The organism is Jiella sonneratiae (genome assembly GCF_017353515.1).
Classification (GTDB): Bacteria; Pseudomonadota; Alphaproteobacteria; order Rhizobiales; family Rhizobiaceae; genus Jiella; species Jiella sonneratiae.
The window spans coordinates 1-26,707 of sequence record NZ_JAFMPY010000020.1 but is presented as its reverse complement, the minus strand read 5'-3'; the positions used below and the strand labels follow the sequence as shown (position 1 = coordinate 26,707).

Genomic DNA, 26,707 nt, shown 5'->3' with positions numbered 1-26,707 from the left:
GTTCCGTGGGGCAAGGCCCATATGCGCCCTTGCCCGCAACCGCGGGCGAAGCGGCGACGCCCGTGCCGTCGCCGCCCTCCGGACTTGATGGAAGCTTTGCATGAGCGACACGCAGAGGGACGTCCTGATCACCGGGATCGGTCTGGTCTCATCCCTCGGCGAAGGGATCGGCACGCATCTCGACGTCTTCGCCCGCGGACCGGGCCTGCAGCCGAACATCCGCAGCGACGGCTTCGCACCCTATTTCGTCCACGGCCTGCCGCCGATCGACTGGTCGCGGCAGATCCCCAAGAAGGGCGACCAGCGCCAGATGGAGACCTGGCAGAAGCTCGGCACCTATTCGGCCGGGCTGGCGCTGGAAGATGCCGGCATTCCGATGGACGAGGCCGTGCGGAGCGAGATCGACATGGTCGTCGCGGCCGGCGGCGGCGAACGCGACGCCGCGGTCGACGCCATGGTGCTGGAGCGGGCCCGCGGCGCGAACGACGTCGAGACCGTCATCAACGAGACGCTTTCCACCGAGCTGCGGCCGACGCTGTTTCTCGCCCAGCTGTCCAATCTCCTCGCCGGCAACATCTCCATCGTCCACAAGGTCACCGGCTCGTCGCGGACCTTCATGGGCGAGGAGGCCGCCGGCATCTCGGCGCTCTACTCCGCGCGGGCGCGGATCGCCTCCGGCCAGAGCGAGATCTGCCTCGTCGGCAGCGCGTTTTCCGCCGAGCGCAAGGATCTGCTCCTGAACTTCGATCTCGCCGGCCTGCTGCTCAGGGACGAATGGCGGCCGGTCTTCGCCCGTTCCGGCGCGCATCAGGGCATCGCCGTCGGCAGCGTCGGGGCGTTCCTCGTGCTGGAATCCCCCGCCCATGCCGCGCGGCGGTCGGCGCGGGCCTATGCCCGGCTCACCTCGGCGGTCGGGGACCGCGGCCGGCGCGGCGGCGGAAAGACCGCGAAGCGCTTCGCCGATCTCCTGCCCGCAGCCTCGGGCGGGTCCGATGAGTTGATGGTGCTTTCCGGCGCGACGGGGATCGAAGAGCTGACGGCTGCCGAGCGGGCGGTGCTCGCCGAACGGTATCCCGGCGCGGCCGTCCGCGCCTACGGCACGATGCTCGGCCATTCCTTCGAGGCGCAGATGCCGGCCGGCGTCGCGATTGCCGCCGGTGCCCTGGCGCGCGGCATGGCGCTTCCAGCCTTCGACACCGGCGAGGAGCGTGCCGCCGGCGCGCCGCCCCGCCGCGCCGTCGTGACGAGCATCGGCCATCTTCATGCCGAAGGCGTGTGCCTGGTGGAAAAGATCGAGGACAGCCCGGCGTGACGTGCGCGGCACAAGGGCGGACCAGCCCGGCCGAACGGCCCGGACCACCAAGCGACAGGAAGGACAAGCGATGAGCGCCAGCGACACCGACTTCCTCGGCCGGCCGATCGTCGCCGTGACCGGGATCGGCATCGTCTCCTCCCTCGGCCGCGGCGTCGAGGAGAACTGGCGGGCGCTCACCTCGGGCCGGTCCGGGATCCACCGGATCGAGCGCTTCTCGACCGACGGGCTGAGGACGACGATCTCCGGCAGCGTCGACTTCATGGGGGAGATGGGCCGGACCTCGACCGGTCTGTCCTACGCCATGGCGGAAGCCGCCGGGAGCGAGGCCGTCGCCATGGCCGGCCTCGACGACGGAGATTTCGGCGGCCCGTTGTTCCTCGCCGCCCCGCCCGTCGAGATGGAATGGCAGCACCGGATCGGTCTCGACCGCATGGACGGCGCCGAGACGGCCGAGGCCGGCTACGACCGGCTGCTCGAGATCGCCCGCAGGCACCCCGATCCGTCGATCTACCATCTCACCCAGTGCAGCCGGATCTCCGAGCTCCTCGCCGATCGGCTGGGCACCCGCGGCCTGCCGATCACCCTGTCGACGGCCTGCGCCTCGGGCGCGAGCGCCATCCAGCTCGGCGTCGAGGCGATCCGCCGCGGCGAGACGAGCCGGGCGATCACCATCGGCACCGACGGGTCGATCACCCAGGAATCGCTTATCCGCTTCTCGCTGCTCTCCGCCCTGTCGACGCAGAACGAGGTGCCGGAAAAGGCCTCGAAGCCGTTTTCGAAGGACCGCGACGGCTTCGTCATGGCCGAGGGCGCCGGCGCCCTGGTGCTGGAATCCCTGTCGGCGGCGAAGGCCCGCGGCGCGACGATCCACGGCCTGATCCTCGGCTGCGGCGAGCGGGCCGACGACTTCCACCGCACCAGGTCCAAGCCTGACGGCTCGCCGATCATCGCGGCGATCCGCGCCGGCCTCGCCGATGCCGGCCTTGAGCCGGAGGGCGTCGACTACATCAACGCCCACGGCACCTCGACGCCGGAAAACGACCGGATGGAGGCGACGGGGCTTGCCGCCGTATTCGGCGAAACGCTGAAGAAGACGCCGATCTCCTCCAACAAGTCGATGATCGGCCACACGCTGACGGCGGCCGGCGCCATCGAGGCGGCCTTCTCGATCCTGTCGCTGCGGGAAGGCGTGCTGCCGCCGACGATCAACTACAACAATCCCGACCCCGCCATCGAGCTCGACGTCGTGCCGAACGAGGCGCGCCGCGCCGAGATACGCACCGTCCTTTCCAACTCCTTCGGCTTCGGCGGCCAGAACGCCTGCCTCGTGCTCGGCCGCGCCCCCGGCGCCTGACCGCATCGTCCGGACCATCGCTTCAGGGCTTTTCTCCATGCGCGCACTGCAACTCGTCGCCGACCGCGACCTCCGCTCCGTCGACGTCCCGCCGCCGCCGCCGCCCGCTGCCGGCGAGGTGACGTTGAGGATCGCCGCCGTCGCGCTGAACCACATCGACGTCTGGGGCTGGCGCGGCATGGCGTTCGCCAAGCGCAAGCTGCCGCTCACCGTCGGCGCCGAGGCTTCCGGTGTCGTCGAGGCGATCGGGCCCGGCGTCGGCAACGTCCTGCCCGGGCAGCTCGTCGCGATCTACGGCGCCCGCACCTGCGGCCTCTGCCACCACTGCCGCGCGGGGCGCGACAATCTCTGCGAAAACGTCGGGGGGGTGCACGGCTTCCATCTCGACGGATTCGCCCAGGAGAAGATCAACCTCCCCGCCCGCCTCGTCGTCCCTGCCCCGCCCGGCTGCGACGCCGTGGGCGCGGCGCTCGCGCCGGTCACCTTCGGCACGGTCGAGCACATGCTCTTCGACAACGCGAAGCTCCAGCCGGGCGAGACGATCCTCGTCCATGCCGGCGGCTCGGGCATCGGCACGGCGGCGATCCAGCTCGCCAAGCGCACCGGCTGCACGGTGATCACCACCGTCGGCTCCGACGACAAGGTGGAGCGCGCCAAGGCGCTCGGCGCCGATCACGTCATCAATTACCGGGCGGACCGCTTCGAGGGCGTCACGCGCAAGCTGACGAAGAAGAAGGGCGTCGACGTCGTCTTCGAACATGTCGGCGCCGACACCTGGGCAGGCTCGATGCTGTGCCTAAAGCGCGGCGGCCGGCTGGTCACCTGCGGCTCGACCTCGGGCGTCTCCACCCAGATCAACCTCATGCAGCTCTTCCAGCAGCAATTGAAGCTCTTCGGCTCCTTCGGCTGCCGCATGGAGAACATGGCCGACGCGATGGAAAAGATGGCGCGCGGCCTCGTCCATCCGGTGATCGATTCCGAGATCGGCATGGACGAGATCGATCTGGCGCTGAAGCGGATGGAGGCCCGCGAGGTGTTCGGCAAGATCGTCCTGAGGGTCGACCGGCAGGACGGCGCGAAAGAGGCCGGCAGCACCGCCCCGGCATGAACCCGCGGTTTCTGAAATTCGCGCTTAGGGCGAAGCGCGCCGGCGACTTCGTCATCGCCAAGACGCTGTTCGGGCTCTTGCGCATCCTGCGTCTGCTCCCCGCCGATGCGGGCCTTGCGATCGCCGACCGGGCCGCTCGGCTGCTCGGCCCGCTGTCGCCGCGCCACGCGCTCGCCAAGGAGAACCTCGCCCAGGCGTTTCCGGAGAGGGACGCCGCCTGGGTCGAGGCGACCGCCAAGGCGAACTGGGGTCAGATGGGCCGGATCGCCGCCGAGTTCGTCTATCTCGACGACCTCTTCGACTTCGATCCGGCGCGGCCGAACGAGGGCCGCATCGAGGTCGCCGGCATCGACACCTTCGTCGAGCTGCGCGAACGCAAGGGGCCGTTCATCTTCTTCACCGGCCATCTCGGCTGCTTCGAGCTCCTGCCGATCGGCGCCGCCGCCTACGGCCTCGAATTCACCGCGCTCTTCCGTCAGCCCAACAACGTCTATGTGGCAAGACGCGTCCAGGCGGCGCGCCGCACCGCCGGCGGCCATCTGATCCCGTCGAAGGCCGGGGCCGTGTGGTCGCTCGCCGGCATCCTCAAGGGCGGCGGCTCCGTCGGCGTGCTGGTCGATCAGAAATTCCGCAAAGGCGTCAGGACGACGTTCTTCGGCTTACCGGTGAAGACCAATCCGCTTCTGCCGAAGCTCGCGCGGCAATACGGCGCGGAGGTCTATCCCGCCCGCTGCATCCGCCTTCCCGGCGGCAGATACCGGCTGGAACTCCAGCCGCGGCTCGATCTGCCGCGCGACGGGGCCGGCGAAATCGACGTCGAGAAGAGCTGCCAGGCCCTCAACGACGTCGTCGAGGGCTGGGTGCGCGAGCATCCGGACCAGTGGATGTGGTTCCACGACCGCTGGCAGATCAAGCGCCGGCTTAACAAGCGACGGACGGGCCGGGCATGATCCGCGCCGGCGGCGAATGTCGCCGCCGCGAACCTCCTTGCCCGTTTCGTCCCGGAAAAGCCTCCGGCGCTGCGGTCAGCGCTGGATGACCACGCGGGTGTTGCTCATGCCGTTCTGCTTGACCAGCGAGTAGAACACCTTGGCGTTCGCCGGATGCAGCCGCACGCAGCCATGCGAGGCGGGCCGGCCGAGCCGGCTGACCGCGCCCGTGCCGTGGATGGCGTAGCCGCCGGTGAAGAACACCGAATAGGGCATCGGCGACATGTCGTATTTGCGGGAATACCACATGCGATGCAGGCGCTTCGGCGTCCAGCTGCCGGTCGGCGTGCGGTAGCCGCGCCGGGCAGTCGAGACCGGCCAGCGATACATCACCGTGCCGTCGTTGATGACCGTCAGGGTCTGCGAAGATAGATCGATCTTCGCCACGAGACCGGCTTCTGCTCCCGACACCGCAGCAAAGCACGAGGCGATCGCGACCGCGGCCGCAAGGACAATTCGTTTCACAACACCACTCCTGCCAAAACGTCGTCGTTCTTTTGCCCCGAAAAAACCTAAATCGAGCGGACTGGTGAATCAATTGCCAAAGTCGTGATCGTCCGAAGCTTCGCCGCTATGGTTAGCGCCGAGAAGATCGGCGCTCGCCTCGCAGAAAAACACCTCGGGGCGACGCAGAGGAATCCCGGACGTTCGTCGCAATGCCTTCGGCAGGTCTCGGCGATCGGCCGCGAAACGCTCGGAAGCCCGCGGCGCCGATCCGCAAGCCCTCGAAGCCGAGAGGCGGCGAGGGACGACGGCCGCTTCAAAGGTCTTCCGACGGGAAAAGTGAGAGAGCGCCCGGCGGCGCGAGGAGCCCGCCGCAAGGCCGAGCGGTGCTCGCTGTCGCCCTGTCCCAGCCGCCCGGTCGACTTCGCCGCGCGTACGGCACCGGTCGGCTCGTCCATCCCGGGCCGGCCCCGGCCGGGCCTCAGCCGTGCCGGACCTGCTCGTCCTTCATCGCCAGCATGTCGAAGTCGAAACCCGGGCCGTCCTCGTCGCCGCGACGTCGGAGCGTCGCATGCGAGGCGACGAAGCGTGCCTGGCAGGCGGCGCTGAGCGCGCCGGCGAGGCCGAGAAGCTCGTCGAAAAGGGCGACCACGAGAAGGTTCGGATCCGGGGCATGCCGGCAGAACGGCTTCAGCGCCGCGGCCGCCTCGGTCGGCGGGAGGCTCGCCGCGAGGATGCCGAGCGCCACGGCAGGGGCGCGGCGCACGCCCTGCAGCCCGTGCAGGCAGAGCCTCGCCTCCTCCGGAAGCGCGCCGGCAAAATCCATGATCTCGCGCATTGCCGAAAGGGTCGGGGCGCCCGGCCGGGCGGCATCCTCGACGTCGTCGAACTCGATCTTCAGATGCCTGTCGGGCGGAACGTCGCGCGGCCCGAGATAGGAGCGCCCCGGCGTGACGATCGACAGGACGTGGCTCGGCGCCAATTCCACATGGAACCGACGCGCTTCCGACTGCCCGCAGACGAGCATCCGGCAGGGCCATCCGTTCGGGTGGGAGCCCGGCTTGGGAAGAGCGTGAAACGTCGTGACCAATTGATCCTCCGAAGGCTCCGCCCGAACTTTGCGTAGAGGCACTATGCACCCGAGCGAAGCGCGGCGCCAAGCCGGAAAAGCCCGGCAGCGCCCCGTCGAAGGTTACAAATCGTTAAAATTGCCGGCAGCGACTTCCCGCGGCGGCAGGCGCACGCGGCGCCGGAAACCATGATGGCGCAAAAAAAATTTCGGCGGTCGGGAACCCTGCTTTCGTCGGCGCATTATTCAGGCACCCCCAAGCGATCATCCCCCTCGATCGCAACATGCAGACGAAAAAGGGCAGCTTCCCCCTCGCTGCCCTTTTTCGTGTCTGCACCTCCCTGCCATGGCCGCCGCCGATCCTCCGCGCTCCTGCGCGACATGGCCGAAGTCCGACGTCCGGCTCCCATCGATGCCCGACCGCCCGCCGGCCGGGTCGCGGCGCGTTTATCCTCTGCCGTGTCCCGATGCGGCTTGTCAGTTCCGTCCCGCCGGGGCTATCGCGGGGTCTGACCTCTTGAGGAAAGCCCCTCCCCCATGCAGACCGGCATCCTGCTCGCTTTCGCGGCGTATCTTTCGTTCGCCTTGGGCGACGCCACGCTGAAGGCGATCGGGCACCGGCTGCCGGTTTTCGAGGTCGGCTTCTTCATCTCGCTGATCGCGCTTCTTCCCGCCCTCTTCACCAAGCGGCCGGAAGACAGCTGGGCGAGCGTCTTCGTCCCGAAGCGCCCGGCCCTCCTCGCCGTCCGCATGGCGAGCGGCACGATCGGCGGCATCCTCGGCGTCGTCGCCTTCACCTCGCTGCCGCTCGCCGAGGCCTATGCGCTGATCTTCCTCCTGCCGATCTTCGTCACGGTGTTTTCCTACGTCGTCCTCAAGGAAGAGATCGGCTGGCGGCGCTGGCTCGCCGTCCTCGGCGGCCTTCTCGGCGTCATCCTCGTGGTGCGCCCGGGCTTTCGGGAGATCCTGCCCGGCCATTTCGCCGCGGTCGGCGTCGCGATCTGCGGCGCGGTCACCGTCATCGTGCTGCGCGTTCTCGGCACGAGCGAACGCCGCGTCACGCTGATCGGCGCCGTCCTCGTCGCCGCGGTGGCGGCGAACGGCCTTTTGATGCTGACGGAGTTCGTCATGCCCACGCGCGAGCTCTGGCCGCTGCTCGTCTTCGGGGGTCTGGTCGTCGGCGTCGCCCATCTCCTCCTCGTCTTCGCGACGCGCCTCGCCTCGGCGGCGCGGGTCGCGCCGACCCAGTACAGCCAGATCATCTGGGCGACGGTGATGGGGGCGATGTTCTTCGAGGAGTTCCCGGACGTCGTCGCCATGGCCGGCATGGCGCTCGTCGCGGTCTCCGGCCTCTTCACCTTCGTGCGCGAGAAGGAAAAGACCGACTGGCCGGAAAAGACGCCGCTCTTGCGCAACCGATAGACGCTGCCTCGCACGTCTGGCGCAGCGAAGCGCAGTCACATGATCGCCTCGACCCCCTTCCTGTAGGCAAGCGAGAGCAATTTCAGCGACGGCCCGCTGGGCCGCTTCTCTCCCTGCTCCCACTTGCTGACGACCGAGGTACTGACATTCAACACTCTGGCAAAGACGGCCTGGCTCATTTGCGCCTTCTCGCGAAGCGCCCGAATGCCATCGGCATCGAAAGTTTCGATGGTCGTCAGGCATTCGACGTCGAATTCCCGCATGGTCTTCCGGTCTATCGCACCGACCTTGTGAAGCCCTTCCATCGCCAGATGAAGCGAACGAAGCGCCTTACTTCGATAGGGGTGTTGCTTCGTCGCCATTTTCGATCTCGATCCATTCCCCGGATTGAACAAGAGCCTGCACCTGACCTTCGGTCAGACCAACGATGACCTTTGCCGCCTTTTTGTATGAGCGCTCCTCATTCGTGCTCAGATTGGCCTTCTCGCTCTTGCCGAAAAGATGGACGAAAACGAGCCGGTCGCGCGCCCTGAAGACGATCACGGCCCGGTGTGAGCCCCACCGGCCGCCCTGTCCCTGGGATATCCTCTGCTTGATCAGAAAGGCACCAAGCTCTGCATCGATGGTCCCGCCGAGGGTCCGTTTGATCGTTTTTCTCAATTCGTCTTCGACGACCTTCTCTTTCCGGGCGGCTCGCGCAAATTCCTTGGTCTTGAAAACCCTCATTTCTCTGCTCGTCGACGTAACGATGGAAAATCGCAAGGCTCCAAAAGCGGTCTCGCCGTCGTCGCAACTGATGTGAAATCGCCTGAAATCTATATGACCAAGTCATATAGATCAAGAATCGCTTCCCACGGTGCTGACATTCGCGGAGGCCGCGAAACAGGGACCGAGGTCCCGATCCGGAGACGCGCGGCGCGCGGCCACTTCTTCGCACTTGCGAAATCAGACGCCGCGCCGCAATCTTGTGCATCCGCGCCGCTGGCGATAAGTCGGCGGTCCATGTGAACGATCGGGAGGTGTTCCTCAGTGGCCATCCGCAAGATTCTCGTCGCCAACCGGTCGGAAATCGCCATCCGCGTGTTCCGCGCCGCCAACGAACTCGGGCTCCGCACCGTGGCGATCTGGGCGGAAGAGGACAAGCTGGCGCTGCACCGCTTCAAGGCGGACGAGAGCTACCAGGTCGGCCGCGGATCGCATCTCGACAAGGACATGGGGCCGATCGAGAGCTATCTGTCGATCGACGAGGTGATGCGGGTCGCCAAGCTTTCGGGCGCCGACGCGATCCATCCCGGCTACGGCCTGCTCTCCGAAAGCCCAGAATTCGTCGAGGCCTGCGTCCAGAACGGCCTGACCTTCATCGGCCCCACCGCCGACACCATGCGCCGGCTCGGCAACAAGGTCGCCGCCCGCAATCTCGCCGTCGAGGTGGGGGTGCCGGTGGTGCCTGCCACCGCGCCGCTGCCGGATGACATGGCAAAGGTGCGGGAGATGGCGGCCGAGGTCGGCTATCCGGTGATGCTGAAGGCCTCCTGGGGCGGCGGCGGCCGCGGCATGCGCGTCATCCGCTCGGAAAAGGACGTCGAGCGCGAGGTCGTCGAGGCCAAGCGCGAGGCCAAGGCCGCCTTCGGCAAGGACGAGGTCTATCTCGAAAAGCTCGTCGAGCGCGCCCGCCACGTCGAGGTGCAGATCCTCGGCGACACCCACGGCACCGTCGTCGACCTCTTCGAGCGCGACTGCTCGATCCAGCGCCGCAACCAGAAGGTCGTCGAACGCGCGCCTGCCCCGTATCTCTCCCACGAGCGGCGGCGCGAACTCGCCGGCTACGCCCGCAAGATCGCCGAAGCGACGAACTACGTCGGCGCCGGCACGGTCGAGTTCCTGATGGATGCCGACACCGGCGCCTTCTACTTCATCGAGGTCAATCCGCGCATCCAGGTCGAGCACACCGTCACCGAGGAGGTGACCGGCATCGACATCGTCAAGGCGCAGATCCACATCCTCGACGGCGCGGCGATCGGAACGCCCGAATCCGGCGTCCCCGCCCAGGCCGACATCAAGCTCAACGGCCACGCGCTGCAGTGCCGGATCACCACGGAAGATCCCGAGCACAACTTCATCCCCGACTACGGCCGCATCACCGCCTATCGCGGCGCCACCGGCTTCGGCATCCGGCTCGACGGCGGCACCGCCTATTCCGGCGCCGTCATCACCCGCTTCTACGACCCGCTGCTCGAAAAGGTCACCGCCTGGGCGCCGACGCCGGAGGAGGCGATCGCGAGGATGGACCGGGCGCTGCGCGAGTTCCGCATCCGCGGCGTCGCGACCAACCTCACCTTCCTCGAGGCGATCATCGGCCACGAGAAGTTCCGCAACAATTCCTACACGACGAAGTTCATCGACGAGACGCCGGAGCTGTTCCAGCAGGTCAAGCGAAGGGACCGCGCGACGAAGCTCCTCACCTATCTCGCCGACGTCACGGTGAACGGCCATCCGGAGACCAAGAACCGGCCGAAGCCGCCGGCCGACCACGCGCCGCCGGTGCCGCCGCTGTTCAACGCCCCGATCATCGACGGCACCCGCCAGAAGCTCGACGCGCTCGGCGCCAAGGGCTTCGCCGACTGGCTGCGCGACAAGCCCGAGGTGATGCTCACCGACACGACGATGCGCGACGGGCACCAGTCGCTGCTGGCGACCAGGGCCCGCACCCACGACATCGTCGCCATCGCCGAGGCCTATGCGCGGGGCCTGCCGCAGCTTCTCTCGCTCGAATGCTGGGGCGGCGCGACCTTCGACGTCTCGATGCGCTTCCTGACCGAAGACCCCTGGGAACGCCTCGCCCTGATCCGCGAAAAGGCGCCGAACATCCTCCTGCAGATGCTGCTCCGGGGGTCGAACGGCGTCGGCTACACCAACTATCCCGACAATGTGGTGAAGTATTTCGTCGCCGAGGCGGCGAAGGGCGGCGTCGACCTCTTCCGGGTCTTCGACTGCCTCAACTGGGTCGAGAACATGCGCGTCTCGATGGACGCGGTCTGCGAAGCCGGCAAGCTCTGCGAGGGCGCGATCTGCTACACCGGCGACCTGTTCGATCCGGAACGCTCGAAATACGACCTGAAATATTACGTCGGCCTCGCGCGGGAGATGGAGGCCGCCGGCGCCCACATCCTCGGCGTCAAGGACATGGCCGGCCTCCTCAAGCCGGCCGCCGCGCGCGTCCTGTTCCGGACGCTGAAGCAGGAGGTCGGACTTCCGATCCACTTCCACACCCACGACACCTCGGGCATCTCGGCGGCGACCGTGCTCGCCGCGGTCGATGCCGGCGTCGACGCGGTGGATGCGGCGATGGACGCCTTTTCGGGCGCGACGTCGCAGCCCTGCCTCGGATCGATCGTCGAGGCGCTGAAGGGCTCGGACCGCGATCCCGGCCTGTCGTCCGATGCGATCCGGCGGATCTCCTTCTACTGGGAGGCGGTCCGCGCCCAGTACGCCGCCTTCGAGAGCGACCTGAAAGGCCCCGCCTCGGAAGTCTATCTCCACGAGATGCCGGGCGGCCAGTTCACCAATCTAAAGGAGCAGGCCCGCTCGCTCGGCCTCGAGACCCGCTGGCACCAGGTCGCCCAGACCTATGCCGACGTCAACAAGATGTTCGGCGACATCGTCAAGGTGACGCCTTCCTCGAAGGTCGTCGGCGACATGGCGCTGATGATGGTCTCCCAGGATCTCGCCGTTGCCGACGTCATGGACCCGAAGAAGGACCTCGCCTTCCCCGACAGCGTGGTCGCGATGATGCACGGCGACCTCGGCCAGCCGCCGTCGGGATGGCCGAAGGACATCCAGAAGAAGGTGCTGAAGGACCGGGAGCCGATCACCGTCAGGCCGGGTTCGCTGATCGCCGACGCCGACCTTGCCAAGGAGCGCGAGACGATCGAGGCGAAGATCGAGCGCGAGGTGACCGACGCCGAATTCGCCTCCTATCTGATGTATCCGAAGGTCTTCACCGACTTCGCGCTCGCGGCCGACAAATACGGCCCGATGTCGATGCTGCCGACGCCGAGCTATTTCTACGGCATCGAGCAGGACGAGGAGGTGCTGGTCGACATCGAGCGCGGCAAGACGCTGGTCATCCGCTGCCTCGGCTTCGGCGAGACCGACGAGAAGGGCATGCGCACGGTGTTCTTCGAACTCAACGGCCAGCCGCGGCGCGTGAAGGTTCCCGACCGGGCGCACGGCGCGGCCGGCGGCGGCGTCAAGCCGAAGGCCGACCCGACGAACCCGAACCATGTCGGCGCGCCGATGCCGGGCGTCGTCTCGACGCTCGCCGTTTCGGCCGGCCAGGAGGTCAAGGCCGGCGACGTGCTTCTCTCCATCGAGGCAATGAAGATGGAGACGGCGATCCATGCCGAGCGCGACGGCAAGATCGAGGCCGTGCACGTCACCGCCGGCTCGCAGATCGACGCCAAGGACCTGCTCGTCACCTATGCGGGGTGAGGCAAGCGCCTCGGCGTGACGACGTGCGATCGGAGAAAACCGTCCCGGCCGGGAGCGGCCTGACGGGACGACAGCCCTCGGCATCCCGGCGGGCCTTCGTCCGGCGTCGATGCGTCGATGCCAGGCATCACCGATTTTGGTTGGAAGCCCCCGGCGACGACAGGCTACGTTCCCCGAAACGAGAGCGAGGAACGAGAGCCATGGCCGATAGCCCCGTCGTCAGACTGTCCGATTTGAAGCTCACGACCCAGACCCACGGTGCGGGCTTCGAAGCCCGTTTCGCAGCCGTCGCCGCGCCCCTTGGCGCGAAACGGCTCGGCTCGCGCTACGTCGAGATCCCCGCCGGCAGGAAGGGCTGGCCGCTCCACTGCCACCACGCCAATGACGAGCTCTTCGTCATCCTCTCGGGCCGCGGCACGCTTCGTTTCGGGACAGAGACGTTTCCGGTCGCGGCCGGCGACGTCGTCGTCTGCCCTGCCGGCGGGCCGGAGACCGCCCACCAGCTGATCGCGGCGGACGACGCGCCCCTCGCCTATCTCGCCGTCTCGACGATGAACGAGCCGGACGTCATGGAATATCCCGACAGCGGCAAGCTCACGGTTTTCGCCGGCGCGGCGCCCGGCGGCGACAAGGCGGCCCGCCGCGTCGCGATCACCGTCAGAGCCGACAGCGGCGTCGACTACTGGGACGGAGAGGCCTGAGGCGGGGGCCGGGCGCTCGGGCGGGCCTTGCGCTGGCTGCTCTGGTTCTTCCGGCTTGCCCCCATAGATGCGGCTGTCCTGCCGAACATTCACTATGGACCGATGCGCGCACTCATTCAGCAATATTACGAGCGGATCAGCGCGAGCTACTGGTTCATTCCCTCCATCATGGCTATCGCGGCCGCCGCCCTCGCCTTCCTGCTGATTCAGGCCGACAGCGCCATCTCGGTCGATGCGCTCGGCTCCAGCCCGTTCCTCTACGCCACGCAGCCGGACGGCGCCCGCGCCATCCTGTCCGCCATCGGCGGCTCGATGATCGGCGTCGCCGGCACCGTCTTCTCCGTCACCATGGCGGCGGTCGTCTTCGCCTCCGGAAGCTACGGCCCGCGGCTCCTCACCAACTTCATGAACGACCGGGGCAACCAGGTCACCCTCGGCGTCTTCGTCGCGACCTTCGTCTATTCCATGCTGGTCCTGAGGAGCGTGCGCGACGGCGGCGCGGACAGCGGCTTCGGCCCGATGTTCGTCCCCAACCTCGCGATCTTCGGGGCGATCGTGCTGGCCATCGTCTCGATCGGCGTCCTCATCTACTTCATCCACCACGTCCCCTCGAACATCCACATCTCCAACGTCATCGCCGGCATCGGCCAGGGTCTCCTGAAACACGTCGAGCGGGAGTTTCCGGACGAGGCGGTGCGCAGCGCCGAGGAAGACGAGGCGGTGCGCTGGCAGGTGCCGCCCTGCTTCCGGCATGACGGACATGACGGGCAGACCGAACGCGGAGCGGGCGAGCCCCGCGCCTATGGGAGGATCCCCTCGGACAGGGTCGGCTATCTCCAGATCGTCGACAGGGAATCGCTGATCGAGGCCGCGCGCAGGGACGAGGTCGTCGTGCGCGTCGTCTGCCGGCCCGGCGTCTTCGTCCATGAGGGCCAGACGCTCTTCGAGGTCTGGCCGGCCGAGCGCTGCGGCCCGCAGACCGGCGAGCGTCTGCTCGCCTCGATCGCCGCCGGCACCCGGCGCAGTCCCCGCCAGGACATCAACTTCCTGTTCGACGAACTCGTCGAGATCGCCGGCCGGGCCCTGTCTCCCGGCGTCAACGATCCCTATACGGCGATCACCTGCATGGACTGGCTGACGGCGGCGATGGCGGCGATCGCCGCCAAGCATCCGGGCGACCCCTTCCTCGTCGACGACGAAGGGCACCTCAGGGCGCTCATCGAGGCTGGCGACTTCGCCAGCTATCTCGAGATCGCCTTCGGGCATCTCCGCCAATATGCCGCGTCCGACATGATCGCCGGCGAACATCTCGTCGCCTGCCTCGGCAAGGTCCTGCCGGCTTGCCGGGAGGACAGCCAGCGTGAGGCGATCCGCCGCCAGGTCCGGCGATATCTGGAACTTGCCCGCGAGGCGCTGTCCGGTGCGTCGCTGACCACGGTCGAGGCGGCGGCGGAACGGGTGCTGAAGGCGCGCTGAGCGCCGGCCAGCGAAGTCGGGCCCGATGTCGCGCCCCGATGTCGGGGCCCCGATGCCGGGATTGCCCCTGCCGACCGCCTGAACGAATCGCGCCGGCTCTGCCGGCGGGCGGAGTCGTGTGGGTTGCTTCTGCGGCGCGCTCCGATGGATAAATGGCGGGACGGCGCGCCGTTCGTGCTATCGATACCGCCGGGCGTCGACCGGACGGCCGTCCTGCCTTCTCGAAGGGCGGCGGACGGCCGTTGCGCCGACCGCCCGGCCCATGTCTGACGTGATGGTAGTCCCCCGCATGAAACCGCTTCTTCTCGTCGCCGCACTCGCCGCCCTCTCGGGCTGCACCAGCACCGCCAGCTCGACCGCGGTCCACAAGCCGTCGACCGCCGAGGCCGAATGCGCCCGCTTCGGCTATACCCCCGGTACCCCGCCCTACAACGAATGCGTCACCGACATGCGGCAGCAGGCGCAGGTGCTGGCGACCGCCCGCTCCTGACGGGGCGGCCGGTCACGGATGCATCGCCGCGCCCCTGGCCGCCTTGTCGACGTCCTTCCTCGGCCCGTAGAGCGCGACGCCGACGAGGTTCGGCGCGTCCTCAGGTTCGGCCCGGAAGGCTTCGCGATTGGCGGCGTCGTGCCCCGTCGCAAACATCGCCTCGACATAGACGGCGCGGATCAGGCCGCGCTGGATCGCCTGGCCGAGGGCGCGCCGCAACACGTCGGGCGTTGCTGCGAGGATCATCACCGGCTGACCGAGCAGAGCCGCATGCCGACGCCCCGCCGCGTCCTCGTAGGCCTCGCCCATTGCCTCCGGCGCCGCCCCGGCGATGCCGGACGCAAGAAACGCCGTGACGTTCAGCTTCTGCCACATCGCCAGATCCTCCCGCACGAGGATCGCCACCTTGGTCTCGAACGTCATCGCCGTCGCCTTTCGAACCTGCCGCGTCGAAGAGGCTTGCTAGCGCCGGGCCGTGCCTGTGTCTGGAACGTCCGTGCAGGCGGCACGGTAGGCCCCCGGCGTCATGGCGAAGGCGCGGCGGAACCAGCGGCCGAGATGGCTCTGGTCGGCAAAGCCGCAGGCCGTGGCCACGGCTGCCGGCGGCTCGCCGCGCGCCAGAAGGCGGCGCGCCTCCGCAAGCCGGATGCGGACGAGATAGGCGTGCGGCGAGGCGCCGTAGGCGGCGCGAAAGGCGCGGGCGAGCTGGAACCGGTCGCCGGCGCCGGCCGCCCGGGCGAGCGCATCGGTGCCGATCTCGCTCGCCAGCTCGTCATGCAGCCTCTCCCGGGCACGCCGTGCGATCTCCGGCCCCCCGGCTGCCTCGACCGGCCGCTCGCGAAGGCCGAGGTGGGTGCGCAGCCGGTCGACGACCGCGTCGATGGCGGCCTCGGCGCCGAGCCTCTCGCCGCTCTCCCCGACGAGATCCGAGGCGTTGCGGATGGCGACGGCGAGCTGCCGGTCGTCCGAGATCGTCTGGCGAAACCCGCCTGCACCGCCGGCGGGATCACCCAGCCCCGCCCGCATGACGGATTGCGGCACATAGAGCATGCGATAGGCAAAGCCGGCGGCGGTGACCGCCTGGCCGTCGTGCATCTCGCCGGGTTCGATGAGGATGACCCGGCCCTCGGTGCTCTGGCGCCGCGCGCCGCGGCAGAAGAAGTCCTGGACGCCCCGATCGGTCACCCCGACGAGCCATTCGTCGTGGTGATGCATGTCGTAGGCATGACCGAAGAAGCGGGCGCGGATCGCCTCGACGCCGCTTGCGGCATCCCGGCGGAAGCGGATCTGGTCCCGGCCCGCCACCGCGCTCAGTCCCCGCCGCCTTCCTCGAAGAGGCTCGCCTGCGTCCCCTGATGGGCCGGCGGCACGGCGAGGCCGAGATGGCGGAAGGCGTGCTGGGTCAAAAGCCGGCCACGGGGCGTGCGCTGGATGAAGCCCTGCTGCAGGAGATAGGGCTCGACGATGTCCTCGATCGCGTCGCGCGGCTCGGAAAGCGCGGCGGCGATGGTCTCGATGCCGACCGGTCCGCCGCCGAAGTTGAGGGCGATCAGGTCGAGATACCGGCGGTCGAGCTGGTCGAGGCCGAGGCTGTCGACCTCGAGCCGCGACAGCGCCGCGTCGGCGACCTTGCGGTCGACACGCTCGGCGCCGGCGACATGGGCGAAGTCGCGCACCCGGCGAAGCAGCCGTCCGGCGATGCGCGGCGTGCCGCGGGCCCTTCGGGCGATCTCCCGGGAACCGTCCTCGGACATCGGCATCGCCATCAGCCGGGCGCCGCGCGTGACGATCTGCTCGAGCTCCTCGACCGTATAGAAGTTCAGCCGCACCGGAATGCCGAAGCGATCGCGCAGCGGCGTCGTCAGGAGGCCGAGACGGGTGGTCGCGGCGACGAGGGTGAATTTCGCCAGGTCGATCTTCACCGAACGCGCCGCCGGCCCCTCGCCGATGATCAGGTCGAGCTGGAAATCCTCCATCGCCGGATAGAGGATCTCCTCGACGGCGGGAGACAGCCGGTGGATCTCGTCGATGAACAGCACGTCGCGTTCTTCGAGATTGGTCAAGAGCGCGGCGAGATCGCCGGCCTTGGCGATCACCGGGCCGGAGGTCGAGCGGAAATTGACGCCGAGCTCCTTCGCCATGATCTGGGCGAGCGTCGTCTTGCCGAGGCCCGGCGGACCGACGAAGAGCACGTGGTCGAGCGCCTCGCCCCGCGCCTTGGCCGCCTCGATGAACACTTTGAGATTGGCCCGCGCTGCGGCCTGGCCGACGAAGTCGTCGAGCCGCTGCGGCCGCAGCGTCGCGTCGATGTCCTCGCCGCGCTTGTCCGGCGTGATCAGGCGGGTCGTCTCGCTCATGCGAGGAGATCCGCCACGGGGATGGTCTTGGCGGCGTGCTGGTCGAAGGTCACCATGCGCGAACAACCGTGTCTCTCGCAGGCTCTCGCAATCAACCGATCCGCCAGGCCGCCCCTGACCGCCTCTTCGTCGGCAAACAGCATGCGGATGAAATCCTGATCCTCGAACTTCACGCTGTCGACCGACAGGAGCTTTTGGAAGGTGTCGGCGACCGCCCTGGCGTCGACTTTCGCGATTCGGCGGAGATACCAGATCGCTTCAATCAGCACGATGGCCGGAATGAAGGCCGGATCGGCCCGCGTTCTCTCGGTGAAGAAGCGCCTGGCGATCGGATGCTGACGCGGGTCATCGTCGAGGATGAAGCGAAGGAGGACATTGGTATCAACGCCCGTCATGGCGCCGCTCGTGCCACTCGCGCCGGATGCGCTCATCGTCCTCGGCAACGGCTTGGCCGATCGCATCGTCCATTTCTTCGTCCGTCAGGGCGCGTCCAAGCGGATTTCCCAATATTCCGGCCAGCTCGGCAATATCGACGGATTTGGAGAGCAGATAGGCCCTTCCATCCGCGACCTCCCATTCGACCATCGAGCCTTCATGAAGGCCGAGAGCATCGCGAACAGCTTTGGGGACGGTGGTCTGGCCTTTCGACGTTATCCGGCCCAGGATGCCCATTTCCTTACCTTTTTTCTCGTCCTTACGATGGCATACTGTAAGGAAATACGTCGACGGTCAATTCACCGGCTCAGCGCCTTGAGCCCCAACCGGATCAGCTTGGCGCCGTCCGCTCCCTCGCCAGCCTCCTTGACGGCCGCGGCGACGGCATTTGCCGCCTGGTCGCGCGAATAGCCGAGATTGGTCAGCGCCGAGACCGCATCGGCAACCGGCGCCGACGCGGTTCCGCCGCCGATGTCGCGCTTCAGGCCGAAGCTCTCTTCGGCACCGGGGCCGGAAAAGGCCGGCGCCCGGTCCTTGAGCTCGGCAACGATGCGCGCCGCGACCTTCGGCCCGACGCCGGGCGCCCGGGCCACCATCGCCTTGTCCTGCAATGCAACGGCATTGGCGAGGTCGCCGGCCGACAGCGTGCCGACCACCGCGAGCGCCACCTTCGAGCCGACCCCCTGCACCGTCTGGAGCAGGCGGAACCACTCGCGCTCGGGGGCGCTGGCAAAGCCGTAGAGGCGGATCATGTCCTCGCGCACGACGGTTTCGATGAAGAGCACCACGGCCTCGCCCGGCCCGGCCAGTCCGGCAAGGGTGCGCGCCCCGCAATAGGCGACGTAGCCGACGCCATGGACGTCGACGGTCAGATGGTCCTCGCCGATCTCGTCGATCGTTCCCTTGAGTTTGCCGATCATCGTCGCCCGCACCCCTCGCCGAAAAGCCCTCCGGCCGCGACGGCCGCTTCTGCTCGGCAGGGATCAGGCGCTACGCAAACCGGCGGAACATGTCAAGAACATGAAGGCGTATCGACCCGCCTGCGGCGCCCTTCGGCGAGCCTGCGGGCGTCAGGCGGCCCGCGACGCCGACACGGACGTCAGGCGCCGCGTCTCGCGCAGCATCGCCCGGCCCGCATCGACGAAGCGACCTTCGTCTCCGAGGGCCGCATCGGCCTCGACGAAGCGTCGCAGGGACCGGTCCGCCCTCTCGCGGGCGCTCGACAGTTCCTCGCCCGAAAGCGCGTTCTTTCCGGCGAGGTGCCGCAGGGCCCACTGCAGACGCGCGGAGACGACCGCCGCATGGAAGGAACGGTCGAGCGGCTCGTCGTGGCCGGACGGAAGCGAGGTCGGTACCGCCCTGTCCCGCAACAGCGACCCGCCCTGGGCGAGGCCGTAGAGCAGCGCATGGGTGCTCTCGGTGACGAGCACCTCGACGACGTCGAGGCGCCGGCTGCAGGCGGCGGGGTTCAGGAAGACCGCGCCCCAGATGTAGAAGGTCGACGCACCGGCGAAGTCCCCGTCGACATCAGCAGGCGAGCAGAGCACGATCTCGCTGAGGAGGGTCCTTATCTCGTCGGCGAGATCGGGCAGGTAGACATCGAGCAGTTCGAGCGACGCTGCGACGTCGCTTCTCAGGCGAACGACCTCTTCTCCAGCCGGTTCGACGAGATCGAGACTTTCTTTCCCGCCGCGTGCGAAGGGGCGGGCGTAGCGGGCGCGGCGCCCCGGCTCCAGATCGGCCCACGAAAAGACTTCCAGCGATCCGGCCGGCATGCGGCGATCGCGCAGCCGCCCCGGCTGCCCGGCTCCCCGCTCGATCTCGCGAGACATATCCTCCATCAATGCGACGGAAGTGCTCACGTCGCCTGCATCGACGGCCTGCAATATTTCGAAGTATCTCGCAAAATAATCCGGCGGCGCGACCGGCAGATATTGCAACGCCTGCCCCATCGTCAACGCCTTGTGCGACAGCATTCCTGCCTTGGAGACGGCTTTCGCCATTTCTCCGAGACTTTCCGCGAGGCGCCCCTTGATGTCTTTCGCAACGCGAAACGCGCCTCCAGGGTTGGGCAAGAACATCGTCAAACTTTCAACCTCCCGGATTTTCGACGATCCTTGTGTTTCTCGTTCTTGTGCAATCGCGCCATACGACACGACCGGGGGACCGCCGACAACTCTTTCGAGCCGGTCTATGTTGATGATGTCCAATTGTTTCGCAAGCGGCGATTGCGACAGCCGGCCACGCGATCACCACAATTCCGGCGGTTGCCCACATGCCGCGCGACACTTTGTCGTCGTCTGTTTCCATCCGCTGCCGCCACGCATCGACATCGAGCCGCCATTTGCGCCGGCGGAGCCCGCCCGACCGCCGTATGGGACTTCGTGGGCAGGACTCAACAGTCCGGTGCGGTCCCCTAGATTTTTCACGATAGGCCCGCTTAGGCGGGTCTGGCCTGGAGGAACGAGATGAGCGGGAGGCTCAGCCTGCATGTCCCCGAGCCGGAGGTCCGGCCGGGCGGCGCGCCGGATTTTTCCGGCGTCAGGATCGCCAAGGCGGGGTCGGTGCGCCGGCCGCCGGTCGACGTCGAACCGGCGGACATCCGCGACATGGCCTATTCGATCGTCCGGGTTCTCAACCGCGCGGGCGAGGCGGTGGGCGAATGGGCCGGCAGCCTGAGCGACGAGGACCTTCTCGCCGGCCTCAAGACGATGATGCGTGTCAGGGGCTTCGACCGGCGCATGCTGATGGCCCAGCGCCAGGGCAAGACGAGCTTCTACATGCAATGCCTCGGCGAGGAGGCGATCGCCTGCGCCTTCAGAAAGGCGCTCGAGCCCGGCGACATGAATTTTCCGACCTATCGTCAGCAGGGGCTTCTGATCGCCGACGACTATCCGCTCGTCGACATGATGTGCCAAATCTATTCCAACCGCCGCGACCCGCTGAAGGGCCGGCAGCTGCCGATCATGTATTCCTCGAAAGCGCACGGATTCTTCTCGATCTCGGGCAATCTCGCCACCCAGTTCGTGCAGGGCGTCGGCTGGGCGATGGCCTCGGCGATCAAGGGCGGCGACCGCATCGCAGCCGCCTGGATCGGCGACGGCTCGACGGCCGAGAGCGACTTTCACTCCGGCATGGTCTTCGCCTCCACCTACAAGGCGCCCGTCGTCCTCAACATCGTCAACAATCAATGGGCGATCTCGACCTTCCAGGGAATCGCGAAGGGCGGCTCCGGAACCTTCGCCGCAAGGGGGCTCGGCTTCGGCATCCCCTCGCTCCGGGTCGACGGCAACGACTATCTCGCCGTCCATGCGGCGGCGAAATGGGCGGTGGAGCGGGCGCGGCAAAATCGCGGGCCGACGCTGATCGAATGGGTGACCTACCGTGCCGCCGCCCATTCGACCTCCGACGATCCGTCCGCCTATCGCCCGAAGGAGGAGAGCGACGCCTGGCCGCTCGGCGACCCGGTGAAGCGGCTGAAGAACCACCTGATTCTCAAGGACGTCTGGAGCGAGGAGCGCCACGTCCAGGCCGAGGCCGAGATCGACGCGGAGATCCTCGCCGCCCAGAAGGAGGCGGAAAGCCACGGCACGCTGCATACCGGGCCGAAGCCCTCTGTGCGCGACATGTTCGAGGACGTCTACGAGGTGATGCCGCCACACCTGCGGCGCCAGCGTCAGGAGGCGGGGGTTTGAGCGAGGGCGACAAGCCCGTCGTTCTCACCCGACATGCACAAACGGTGCAGCGCGAGCGGGGCATCGATCTGACTTGGATCATGCGGACCGTGGAAGCACCGGAATGGCAGGAAAACGACCGACAATGGAAGGGTGCCAGGCGGCTGTTTCGCAGCATCCCGGAGTTCGGAGGACGGGTCCTCCGCGTGGTCGTCATGGAAGAAGCAGCGGAAAGACGCATACTGACCGCGTTTTTCGATCGAAGGGCAGGAAAGCGATGACGACGCCAACAGTTCGGTACGACGAGTCCTCGGACGCCGCCTATATCCGCTTTTCTCCGGCACCGGTGCTCGAAAGCGAGGAAGTGTCGGAGGGGATCGTTCTCGATTTCGACGCCATGGGTCGGATCGTCGGAATGGAGGTGATGGAAGCGACCCGTCGTCTTGCACCGGATCTTCTCGGCAAGGCTGCCTGAGGAGGTCCTCCGACCAACCCGATTTGAGGTTTCGGAAGTCAGCATGCCGCGCATGACGATGATCGAGGCGATCCGCGACGCCCATGCGGTGAAGATGGCCGAGGACGACAGCGTCGTCGTGTTTGGCGAGGACGTCGGCTATTTCGGCGGCGTCTTCCGCTGCACCGCCGGACTGCAGGAGAAGTTCGGCAGAAACCGCTGCTTCGACGCGCCGATCAACGAGAGCGGCATCGTCGGCACGGCGATCGGCATGGCCGCCTTCGGCCTCAGGCCGGTGGTCGAGATGCAGTTCGCCGACTACGTCTATCCGGCCTACGACCAGATCGTCTCGGAGGCCGCGCGTCTTCGATACCGCTCGGCCGGGGACTTCACCTGCCCCCTCGTCGTCAGGATGCCGACCGGCGGCGGCATCTTCGGCGGCCAGACCCATTCGCAGTCGCCGGAGGCGCTGTTCACCCACGTCTCGGGCCTGAAGACCGTCGTCCCCTCCAACCCCTACGACGCCAAGGGACTTCTGATCGCCGCGATCGAGGACAACGATCCGGTGATCTTCCTCGAGCCGAAGCGCCTCTACAACGGCCCCTTCGACGGCGACCACGACAAGCCCGTGACGCCGTGGTCGAAACACCCGCTCGGCGAGGTGCCCGAGGGGCGCCACGTCGTGCCGCTCGGCAAGGCGATCGTCCGCCGGGAAGGCGCGGAACTGACGGTGCTCGCCTACGGCACGATGGTGCATGTGGCCGAGGCGGCAGCGGCGCTGGTCGGCGTCGACGCCGAGATCGTCGACCTGCGCACTCTCGTGCCGCTCGACATCGAACTGATCGCGACCTCGGTGAAGAAGACCGGCCGCTGCCTCGTCGTCCACGAGGCGACGCTGACCTCCGGCTTCGGGGCCGAACTGGTCGCGGTGGTCGCGGATGCCTGCTTCTACCATCTCGAAGCGCCGATCGTGCGGGTCGCCGGATGGGACACCCCCTATCCTCACGCCCAGGAGTGGGACTACTTTCCCGGCCAGGCGCGGGTCGGCGGGGCGATGAAGCGCGTGATGGAGGGCTGAGTGGGCACCGTCACCGTCAAGCTGCCGGATGTCGGGGAAGGCGTCGCCGAGGCCGAACTGGTCGAATGGCACGTCGCGGTCGGCGATCCCGTCCGGGAAGACATGACGCTCGCCGCGGTGATGACCGACAAGGCGACGGTCGATATTCCCTCTCCCGTCGACGGCACGGTCGCATGGCTCGGCGGCGCGGTCGGCGACACGCTGGCCGTCGGCTCGCCACTGGTGCGGCTCGACGTCGACGGGCCGGGCGGCACGAATGAGCCGGAGGAGAATTCGGGCGACTCGGCCGCTTCAGAAGATGTGACGCCCTCCAAGCCGCCGATCTCCCCCCCTGAGGGGGAGATGCCCGGCAGGGCAGAGGGGGGCGCCGAAGGGCACAAGCGTCCTGAATTCGACGCGCGGAACCGTGGCGGCGGCACACCCCCCTCTGGGCTGACGCCTGCCGGGGCGAGCCACGCGTCTCGCCCGTCCCCCGGATCCCCCGCAAGGGGGGAGATCAGGCCCACCGCAAAGGCCGCGCCCGCCGCGAAAGGCGCGCCATCCTCCCACCCCGCCCGCAAGCCCGGCGAAAAGCCCCTCGCCTCGCCGGCGGTGCGCCGCCGGGCGCTGGAAGCCGGCGTCGACCTGCGCCGGGTCGCCGGCTCCGGTCCGGCGGGCCGCATCGCTCAGGCCGATCTCGACGCCTATCTCGAGGCGGGAGCCGAGATCGTCGGACGGACCGGCGCCATCGCCGACACCTCCGTCACAGAAATCAGGATCGCCGGGCTGCGGCGGCGCATCGCCGAAAAGATGGAGACGGCCTCGCGCCGCATCGCCCACATCACCTATGTCGACGAGATCGACATGGAGGCGATCGAACAGTTGCGGGCGGCGATGAACCGGGACCGCCGCGACGACCGGCCGAAGCTCACTCTCCTTCCCTTCCTGATGAAGGCGATGGTCATCGCCGTGCGCGAACAGCCGTCGATGAACGCCCTCTATGACGACGAGGCCGGCCTCCTGCATCAGCATGGCGGCGTCCATATCGGCATCGCCGCGCAGACCGGATCCGGGCTGATGGTCCCGGTGGTCCGCCACTGCGAGGCCCGCGACGTCTGGAGCTGCGCCGGCGAGGTCGCAAGGCTCGGCGAGGCCGCCAAGGCGGGCGCGGCGAAGCGCGAGGAGCTTTCCGGCTCGACCATCACCATCACCTCGCTGGGTGCTCTGGGAGGCATCGCCACGACGCCGATCATCAATCATCCGGAGGTGGCGATCGTCGGCGTCAACAAGATGGAGATCCGGCCGGTCTGGAACGGCACGGCCTTCGCGCCGCGCAGGCGCATGAACCTCTCATCGAGCTTCGATCACCGGGTGATCGACGGCCACGACGCGGCGGTGTTCGTGCAGCGGATCAAGGCGCTTCTCGAAAACCCGGCGATGATCTTCGTCGAGGAGGCGGCACGATGAACGAAATCGCTTGCCAGTTCCTCGTCATCGGCGCGGGGCCCGGCGGCTACGTCGCGGCGATCCGCGCCGGCCAGCTCGGCCTCGACACGGTGGTGGTCGATTCCGCCAAGCCCGGCGGCACCTGCCTCAACATCGGCTGCATTCCGTCCAAGGCGCTGATTCATGCGGCGGACGAGTATTTCCGCATGAAGGAAGCGTCCGAGGCTGCCGGAATTCCGGGCCTTGCGGCAGGGGCGCCGAGCCTCGACTGGCCGGCCGTCCTCGGCTGGAAGGACGGGATCGTGAACCGCCTCAACAACGGCGTCACCGGGCTTTTGAAGAAGGCCCGCGTCAAGCTGGTCGAGGGCCGGGCGGGCTTCGTCGACGGCAAGACCGTCATCGTGACCGGCGAGACCGGCGAGCAGCGGATTTCCGCCGAGACCGTGGTCATCGCCACGGGCTCGGAGCCCGTGGCGCTGAAGGCCCTGCCCTTCGGCGGCAAGGTCATCTCGTCGGAGGGTGCCCTGTCGCTCGCGGAGCCGCCGGAGCGCCTCGCCGTCGTCGGCGGCGGCTATATCGGCGTCGAGCTCGGCACCGCCTTCGCCAAGGCGGGATCGAAGGTGACGATCGTCGAGGCAGCGGAGGAGATCCTGCCGCTCTACGACGCCGACCTCGTCAAGCCGGTGCGCCGGCGGCTCGACCGGCTCGGCGTCGAGGTCATGACCGGCGCCAGGGCGCAGGGGCTCGCCGGCGAGAACGGCGATCTCCTGGTCGAGACCGATGGCGGCGGGGAACGGCGGATCGCCTGCGAAAAGGTGCTCGTCACCGTCGGCCGCCGGCCGGTCACCGAGGGCTGGGGCCGCGAGGAGCTGGTGCTCGACATGGACGGGCCGTTCATCCGCACCGACGAGACGCGGCGAACCGCGATGCGCGGCGTCTACGCCATCGGCGACGTCGCCGGCGAGCCGATGCTCGCCCACAAGGCGATGGCGGAGGGCGAGATGGTCGCCGAGATCGCGAGCGGCCACCGCCGCGTCTTCGACCACCGGGCGATCCCGGCCGTCTGCTTCACCGATCCGGAGATCGTCTCCGTCGGCCTGTCGCCGGCACAGGCGAAGGCGCGAGGGATCGAGACCACCGTCGGCCGGTTCCCGTTCCAGGCGAGCGGCCGGGCGATGTCGCTCGGCAGGGAAGACGGCTTCGTGCGCGTCGTCGCCCGGGGCGACGACCATCTCATCCTCGGCATCCAGGCGGTCGGCGCCGGGATCAGCGAACTTTCCGCGGCGTTCTCGCTGGCGCTGGAGATGGGCGCCTGCCTCGAAGACTTGGCCGGCACGATCCACGCCCATCCGACGCTCGGCGAGGGTTTTCAGGAGGCGGCGCTGGCGGCGCTCGGCAAGGCGCTGCATGTCTGACGAGTGCGCGTGACGCCCCTCGCCCTTCGAGGCCGCCTGCGGCGGCACTTCAGGATGAGGGGCGTGGCTCGACGGCGGTCGCTGCATACCAGTCCCCCCTCATCCTGAGGTGTGGAGCCGGTCGAAGACCGGCGGAGCCTCGAAGGGCGAGGGGCGCTTCAGACAGCAGCGTAACGGGCTACACCCAGTTCTCGACCCGCAGACCCGGCATCCGGTCGAATTCGCGCCGATTGTTGGTGACGAGGATCAGCCCCTCGCTGCGAGCATGGGCGCCGATCTGCATATCGTACGGGCCGCAGGGCGTTCCGGCCCGCTCCAGTTCGGCGCGGAGCTGGCCGTAATGCGCCGCTGCCTTGTCGGCGAAGGGCAGCACCTCCAGCCGCGCCACGAAATGTTCGATCGCCGCCAGGTTTTCCGGAGGTCGCCCGGACTTCTCTGCGCCGTAATGCAGCTCTCCCAGCGTGATGCTCGATATGCACAGCTGCTCCGCCAGCCCGTTGAACTTTTCACGCACGCCGGGAGGATAGGTCTTCATCACGTAGATGCAGATATTGGTATCGAGCATATGGGTGAGCATCAAAAGGGCTCACGTTCATCCGCTTCAGGCTGCTCGCGCACGTCGAGGAAATCGTCGCTGACCCGCGGGCCGTTCTCGAAAAGGTCGTCCCAGCGCTGGCCTTTCGGCACGATGACACGGCTGCGACCGATTTTCAGGATATCGACCTGATGGACATCCTCGGGAAATGCGACGTCTTTCGGCAGCCGGACGGCCTGACTGCGATTGCTGGTGAAGATGGTTGAGCTCGCCATCACCGCCTCCGAATGGGATATGCCAATGGGATATACGTAACGAGCGTCAATCGGAAACTCAAGGAACGATGCGCGCGATCCGACGCTCGGCGAGGGTTTTCAGGAGGCGGCGCTGGCGGCATTGGGAAAGGCGCTGCATGTCTGACGCTTGCGCCCGACGCCCCTCGCCCTTCGAGGCCGCCTGCGGCGGCACCTCAGGA

28 protein-coding genes are annotated in these 26,707 nt (G+C 67.8%); 15 read left to right on the top strand and 13 right to left on the bottom strand.

Going from position 1 to position 26,707, the window contains the following annotated elements; all coding sequences use genetic code 11:
- Positions 1-100: 100 nt before the first annotated feature.
- The 4 genes from J1C47_RS16615 (at position 101) to J1C47_RS16600 (ending at position 4,727) form a co-directional block, all read left to right on the top strand.
- Positions 101-1,312 carry a beta-ketoacyl-ACP synthase gene (locus tag J1C47_RS16615; RefSeq protein ID WP_207351911.1) on the top strand — a complete coding sequence of 404 codons (1,212 nt, stop codon included), beginning with the start codon at positions 101-103 and terminating at the stop codon, positions 1,310-1,312.
- A gap of 70 nt (positions 1,313-1,382) precedes the next feature.
- Positions 1,383-2,669 carry a beta-ketoacyl-ACP synthase gene (locus tag J1C47_RS16610; RefSeq protein ID WP_207351910.1) on the top strand — a complete coding sequence of 429 codons (1,287 nt, stop codon included), beginning with the start codon at positions 1,383-1,385 and terminating at the stop codon, positions 2,667-2,669.
- Between the two features lie 37 nt (positions 2,670-2,706).
- Positions 2,707-3,777, top strand: coding sequence for a zinc-binding dehydrogenase (locus tag J1C47_RS16605; protein WP_207351909.1), 1,071 nt, complete (start codon positions 2,707-2,709; stop codon positions 3,775-3,777).
- The gene (locus tag J1C47_RS16600; protein ID WP_207351908.1) at positions 3,774-4,727 is read left to right on the top strand and encodes a lipid A biosynthesis lauroyl acyltransferase; all 954 of its coding nucleotides are present in this window, start codon (positions 3,774-3,776) and stop codon (positions 4,725-4,727) included. The genes J1C47_RS16605 and J1C47_RS16600 overlap by 4 nt, the downstream gene beginning before the upstream one ends.
- A gap of 75 nt (positions 4,728-4,802) precedes the next feature.
- Here J1C47_RS16600 and J1C47_RS16595 read toward each other — a convergent pair whose 3' ends face one another.
- Both J1C47_RS16595 and J1C47_RS16590 read right to left on the bottom strand, forming a co-directional pair.
- Complete coding sequence (locus tag J1C47_RS16595) at positions 4,803-5,231, bottom strand: L,D-transpeptidase family protein (protein WP_207351907.1); 429 nt, start codon at positions 5,229-5,231, stop codon at positions 4,803-4,805.
- 460 nt (positions 5,232-5,691) lie between these two features.
- On the bottom strand, positions 5,692-6,198 hold the full coding sequence (locus J1C47_RS16590; protein ID WP_207351906.1) for a hypothetical protein: 507 nt from the start codon (positions 6,196-6,198) through the stop codon (positions 5,692-5,694).
- A 618-nt stretch (positions 6,199-6,816) separates the two neighbouring features.
- On the opposite strand from J1C47_RS16590, the gene J1C47_RS16585 reads away from it, so the two are divergent.
- Complete coding sequence (locus J1C47_RS16585) at positions 6,817-7,701, top strand: DMT family transporter (protein WP_207351905.1); 885 nt, start codon at positions 6,817-6,819, stop codon at positions 7,699-7,701.
- 35 nt (positions 7,702-7,736) lie between these two features.
- On the opposite strand, the gene J1C47_RS16580 is transcribed toward J1C47_RS16585, so the two are convergent.
- Together J1C47_RS16580 and J1C47_RS16575 are read right to left on the bottom strand one after the other, a co-directional pair.
- Entirely contained in the window at positions 7,737-8,063 is a 327-nt protein-coding gene (locus J1C47_RS16580) for a helix-turn-helix domain-containing protein (RefSeq protein WP_207351904.1), read from the bottom strand.
- A complete protein-coding gene (locus tag J1C47_RS16575; RefSeq protein ID WP_207351903.1) occupies positions 8,032-8,427 on the bottom strand; it encodes a type II toxin-antitoxin system RelE/ParE family toxin in 396 nt (131 codons plus the stop codon). The genes J1C47_RS16580 and J1C47_RS16575 overlap by 32 nt, the downstream gene beginning before the upstream one ends.
- Before the next feature lie 303 nt (positions 8,428-8,730).
- Here J1C47_RS16575 and pyc point away from each other — a divergent pair, with 303 nt between their 5' ends.
- From pyc to J1C47_RS16555, 4 genes are all read left to right on the top strand, one after another.
- Positions 8,731-12,192, top strand: coding sequence for a pyruvate carboxylase (pyc, locus tag J1C47_RS16570; protein WP_207351902.1), 3,462 nt, complete (start codon positions 8,731-8,733; stop codon positions 12,190-12,192).
- A 200-nt stretch (positions 12,193-12,392) separates the two neighbouring features.
- On the top strand, positions 12,393-12,893 hold the full coding sequence (locus J1C47_RS16565) for a cupin domain-containing protein (protein ID WP_207351901.1): 501 nt from the start codon (positions 12,393-12,395) through the stop codon (positions 12,891-12,893).
- A 102-nt stretch (positions 12,894-12,995) separates the two neighbouring features.
- Positions 12,996-14,369, top strand: coding sequence for a DUF2254 domain-containing protein (locus J1C47_RS16560; protein ID WP_207351900.1), 1,374 nt, complete (start codon positions 12,996-12,998; stop codon positions 14,367-14,369).
- A 289-nt stretch (positions 14,370-14,658) separates the two neighbouring features.
- Positions 14,659-14,859: a hypothetical protein gene (locus J1C47_RS16555; protein ID WP_207351899.1), complete on the top strand. Its 201-nt coding sequence runs from the start codon at positions 14,659-14,661 to the stop codon at positions 14,857-14,859.
- A gap of 12 nt (positions 14,860-14,871) precedes the next feature.
- On the opposite strand, the gene J1C47_RS16550 is transcribed toward J1C47_RS16555, so the two are convergent.
- The 7 genes from J1C47_RS16550 to J1C47_RS16520 all read right to left on the bottom strand — a co-directional run bounded on the left by J1C47_RS16550 (position 14,872) and on the right by J1C47_RS16520 (position 19,861).
- Entirely contained in the window at positions 14,872-15,282 is a 411-nt protein-coding gene (locus tag J1C47_RS16550) for a DUF2000 domain-containing protein (RefSeq protein ID WP_207351898.1), read from the bottom strand.
- Between the two features lie 39 nt (positions 15,283-15,321).
- Complete coding sequence (locus J1C47_RS16545; RefSeq protein WP_342592007.1) at positions 15,322-16,164, bottom strand: AraC family transcriptional regulator; 843 nt, start codon at positions 16,162-16,164, stop codon at positions 15,322-15,324.
- A gap of 5 nt (positions 16,165-16,169) precedes the next feature.
- The gene (ruvB, locus tag J1C47_RS16540; protein WP_207351897.1) at positions 16,170-17,216 is read right to left on the bottom strand and encodes a Holliday junction branch migration DNA helicase RuvB; all 1,047 of its coding nucleotides are present in this window, start codon (positions 17,214-17,216) and stop codon (positions 16,170-16,172) included.
- A complete protein-coding gene (locus J1C47_RS16535) occupies positions 17,213-17,647 on the bottom strand; it encodes a type II toxin-antitoxin system VapC family toxin (RefSeq protein WP_207351896.1) in 435 nt (144 codons plus the stop codon). The genes ruvB and J1C47_RS16535 overlap by 4 nt, the downstream gene beginning before the upstream one ends.
- Positions 17,598-17,888, bottom strand: coding sequence for an AbrB/MazE/SpoVT family DNA-binding domain-containing protein (locus tag J1C47_RS16530; protein WP_207351895.1), 291 nt, complete (start codon positions 17,886-17,888; stop codon positions 17,598-17,600). The genes J1C47_RS16535 and J1C47_RS16530 overlap by 50 nt, the downstream gene beginning before the upstream one ends.
- A gap of 62 nt (positions 17,889-17,950) precedes the next feature.
- The gene (ruvA, locus tag J1C47_RS16525; RefSeq protein WP_207351894.1) at positions 17,951-18,571 is read right to left on the bottom strand and encodes a Holliday junction branch migration protein RuvA; all 621 of its coding nucleotides are present in this window, start codon (positions 18,569-18,571) and stop codon (positions 17,951-17,953) included.
- Positions 18,572-18,721: 150 nt separating this feature from the next.
- Entirely contained in the window at positions 18,722-19,861 is a 1,140-nt protein-coding gene (locus J1C47_RS16520) for an aKG-HExxH-type peptide beta-hydroxylase (RefSeq protein WP_207351893.1), read from the bottom strand.
- A 258-nt stretch (positions 19,862-20,119) separates the two neighbouring features.
- Here J1C47_RS16520 and J1C47_RS16515 point away from each other — a divergent pair, with 258 nt between their 5' ends.
- The 6 genes from J1C47_RS16515 to lpdA are packed head-to-tail and all read left to right on the top strand — an operon-like array spanning position 20,120 to position 25,697.
- On the top strand, positions 20,120-21,346 hold the full coding sequence (locus tag J1C47_RS16515; protein WP_207351892.1) for a 3-methyl-2-oxobutanoate dehydrogenase (2-methylpropanoyl-transferring) subunit alpha: 1,227 nt from the start codon (positions 20,120-20,122) through the stop codon (positions 21,344-21,346).
- Positions 21,343-21,606: a DUF4258 domain-containing protein gene (locus J1C47_RS16510; RefSeq protein ID WP_207351891.1), complete on the top strand. Its 264-nt coding sequence runs from the start codon at positions 21,343-21,345 to the stop codon at positions 21,604-21,606. Before J1C47_RS16515 ends, J1C47_RS16510 begins: the two co-directional genes overlap by 4 nt.
- On the top strand, positions 21,603-21,800 hold the full coding sequence (locus J1C47_RS16505) for a DUF2283 domain-containing protein (protein WP_207351890.1): 198 nt from the start codon (positions 21,603-21,605) through the stop codon (positions 21,798-21,800). The genes J1C47_RS16510 and J1C47_RS16505 overlap by 4 nt, the downstream gene beginning before the upstream one ends.
- Before the next feature lie 43 nt (positions 21,801-21,843).
- Positions 21,844-22,857, top strand: a complete 1,014-nt coding sequence (locus tag J1C47_RS16500) for an alpha-ketoacid dehydrogenase subunit beta (RefSeq protein WP_207351889.1) — start codon at positions 21,844-21,846, stop codon at positions 22,855-22,857.
- The gene (locus tag J1C47_RS16495) at positions 22,858-24,303 is read left to right on the top strand and encodes a 2-oxo acid dehydrogenase subunit E2 (RefSeq protein WP_207351888.1); all 1,446 of its coding nucleotides are present in this window, start codon (positions 22,858-22,860) and stop codon (positions 24,301-24,303) included.
- The gene (lpdA, locus tag J1C47_RS16490; RefSeq protein ID WP_207351887.1) at positions 24,300-25,697 is read left to right on the top strand and encodes a dihydrolipoyl dehydrogenase; all 1,398 of its coding nucleotides are present in this window, start codon (positions 24,300-24,302) and stop codon (positions 25,695-25,697) included. Before J1C47_RS16495 ends, lpdA begins: the two co-directional genes overlap by 4 nt.
- A gap of 178 nt (positions 25,698-25,875) precedes the next feature.
- Here the strand turns inward: lpdA and vapC are convergent, their stop codons facing one another.
- Positions 25,876-26,274 carry a type II toxin-antitoxin system tRNA(fMet)-specific endonuclease VapC gene (vapC, locus tag J1C47_RS16485; protein ID WP_207351886.1) on the bottom strand — a complete coding sequence of 133 codons (399 nt, stop codon included), beginning with the start codon at positions 26,272-26,274 and terminating at the stop codon, positions 25,876-25,878.
- Positions 26,274-26,507, bottom strand: a complete 234-nt coding sequence (gene vapB, locus J1C47_RS16480; protein WP_207351885.1) for a type II toxin-antitoxin system VapB family antitoxin — start codon at positions 26,505-26,507, stop codon at positions 26,274-26,276. The genes vapC and vapB overlap by 1 nt, the downstream gene beginning before the upstream one ends.
- Positions 26,508-26,707: the final 200 nt, after the last annotated feature.

Bases quoted from the DNA above. Each gene is read 5' to 3' on its own strand.
- J1C47_RS16615 (WP_207351911.1), top strand. From the start codon at position 101: ATGAGCGACACGCAGAGGGACGTCCTGATCACCGGGATCGGTCTGGTC.
- J1C47_RS16610 (WP_207351910.1), top strand. From the start codon at position 1,383: ATGAGCGCCAGCGACACCGACTTCCTCGGCCGGCCGATCGTCGCCGTG.
- J1C47_RS16605 (WP_207351909.1), top strand. From the start codon at position 2,707: ATGCGCGCACTGCAACTCGTCGCCGACCGCGACCTCCGCTCCGTCGAC.
- J1C47_RS16600 (WP_207351908.1), top strand. From the start codon at position 3,774: ATGAACCCGCGGTTTCTGAAATTCGCGCTTAGGGCGAAGCGCGCCGGC.
- J1C47_RS16585 (WP_207351905.1), top strand. From the start codon at position 6,817: ATGCAGACCGGCATCCTGCTCGCTTTCGCGGCGTATCTTTCGTTCGCC.
- J1C47_RS16580 (WP_207351904.1), bottom strand. From the start codon at position 8,063: ATGGCGACGAAGCAACACCCCTATCGAAGTAAGGCGCTTCGTTCGCTT.
- J1C47_RS16575 (WP_207351903.1), bottom strand. From the start codon at position 8,427: ATGAGGGTTTTCAAGACCAAGGAATTTGCGCGAGCCGCCCGGAAAGAG.
- J1C47_RS16565 (WP_207351901.1), top strand. From the start codon at position 12,393: ATGGCCGATAGCCCCGTCGTCAGACTGTCCGATTTGAAGCTCACGACC.
- J1C47_RS16560 (WP_207351900.1), top strand. From the start codon at position 12,996: ATGCGCGCACTCATTCAGCAATATTACGAGCGGATCAGCGCGAGCTAC.
- J1C47_RS16555 (WP_207351899.1), top strand. From the start codon at position 14,659: ATGAAACCGCTTCTTCTCGTCGCCGCACTCGCCGCCCTCTCGGGCTGC.
- J1C47_RS16550 (WP_207351898.1), bottom strand. From the start codon at position 15,282: ATGACGTTCGAGACCAAGGTGGCGATCCTCGTGCGGGAGGATCTGGCG.
- ruvB (WP_207351897.1), bottom strand. From the start codon at position 17,216: ATGAGCGAGACGACCCGCCTGATCACGCCGGACAAGCGCGGCGAGGAC.
- J1C47_RS16535 (WP_207351896.1), bottom strand. From the start codon at position 17,647: ATGAGCGCATCCGGCGCGAGTGGCACGAGCGGCGCCATGACGGGCGTT.
- J1C47_RS16530 (WP_207351895.1), bottom strand. From the start codon at position 17,888: ATGGGCATCCTGGGCCGGATAACGTCGAAAGGCCAGACCACCGTCCCC.
- ruvA (WP_207351894.1), bottom strand. From the start codon at position 18,571: ATGATCGGCAAACTCAAGGGAACGATCGACGAGATCGGCGAGGACCAT.
- J1C47_RS16515 (WP_207351892.1), top strand. From the start codon at position 20,120: ATGAGCGGGAGGCTCAGCCTGCATGTCCCCGAGCCGGAGGTCCGGCCG.
- J1C47_RS16505 (WP_207351890.1), top strand. From the start codon at position 21,603: ATGACGACGCCAACAGTTCGGTACGACGAGTCCTCGGACGCCGCCTAT.
- J1C47_RS16500 (WP_207351889.1), top strand. From the start codon at position 21,844: ATGCCGCGCATGACGATGATCGAGGCGATCCGCGACGCCCATGCGGTG.
- lpdA (WP_207351887.1), top strand. From the start codon at position 24,300: ATGAACGAAATCGCTTGCCAGTTCCTCGTCATCGGCGCGGGGCCCGGC.
- vapC (WP_207351886.1), bottom strand. From the start codon at position 26,274: ATGCTCACCCATATGCTCGATACCAATATCTGCATCTACGTGATGAAG.
- vapB (WP_207351885.1), bottom strand. From the start codon at position 26,507: ATGGCGAGCTCAACCATCTTCACCAGCAATCGCAGTCAGGCCGTCCGG.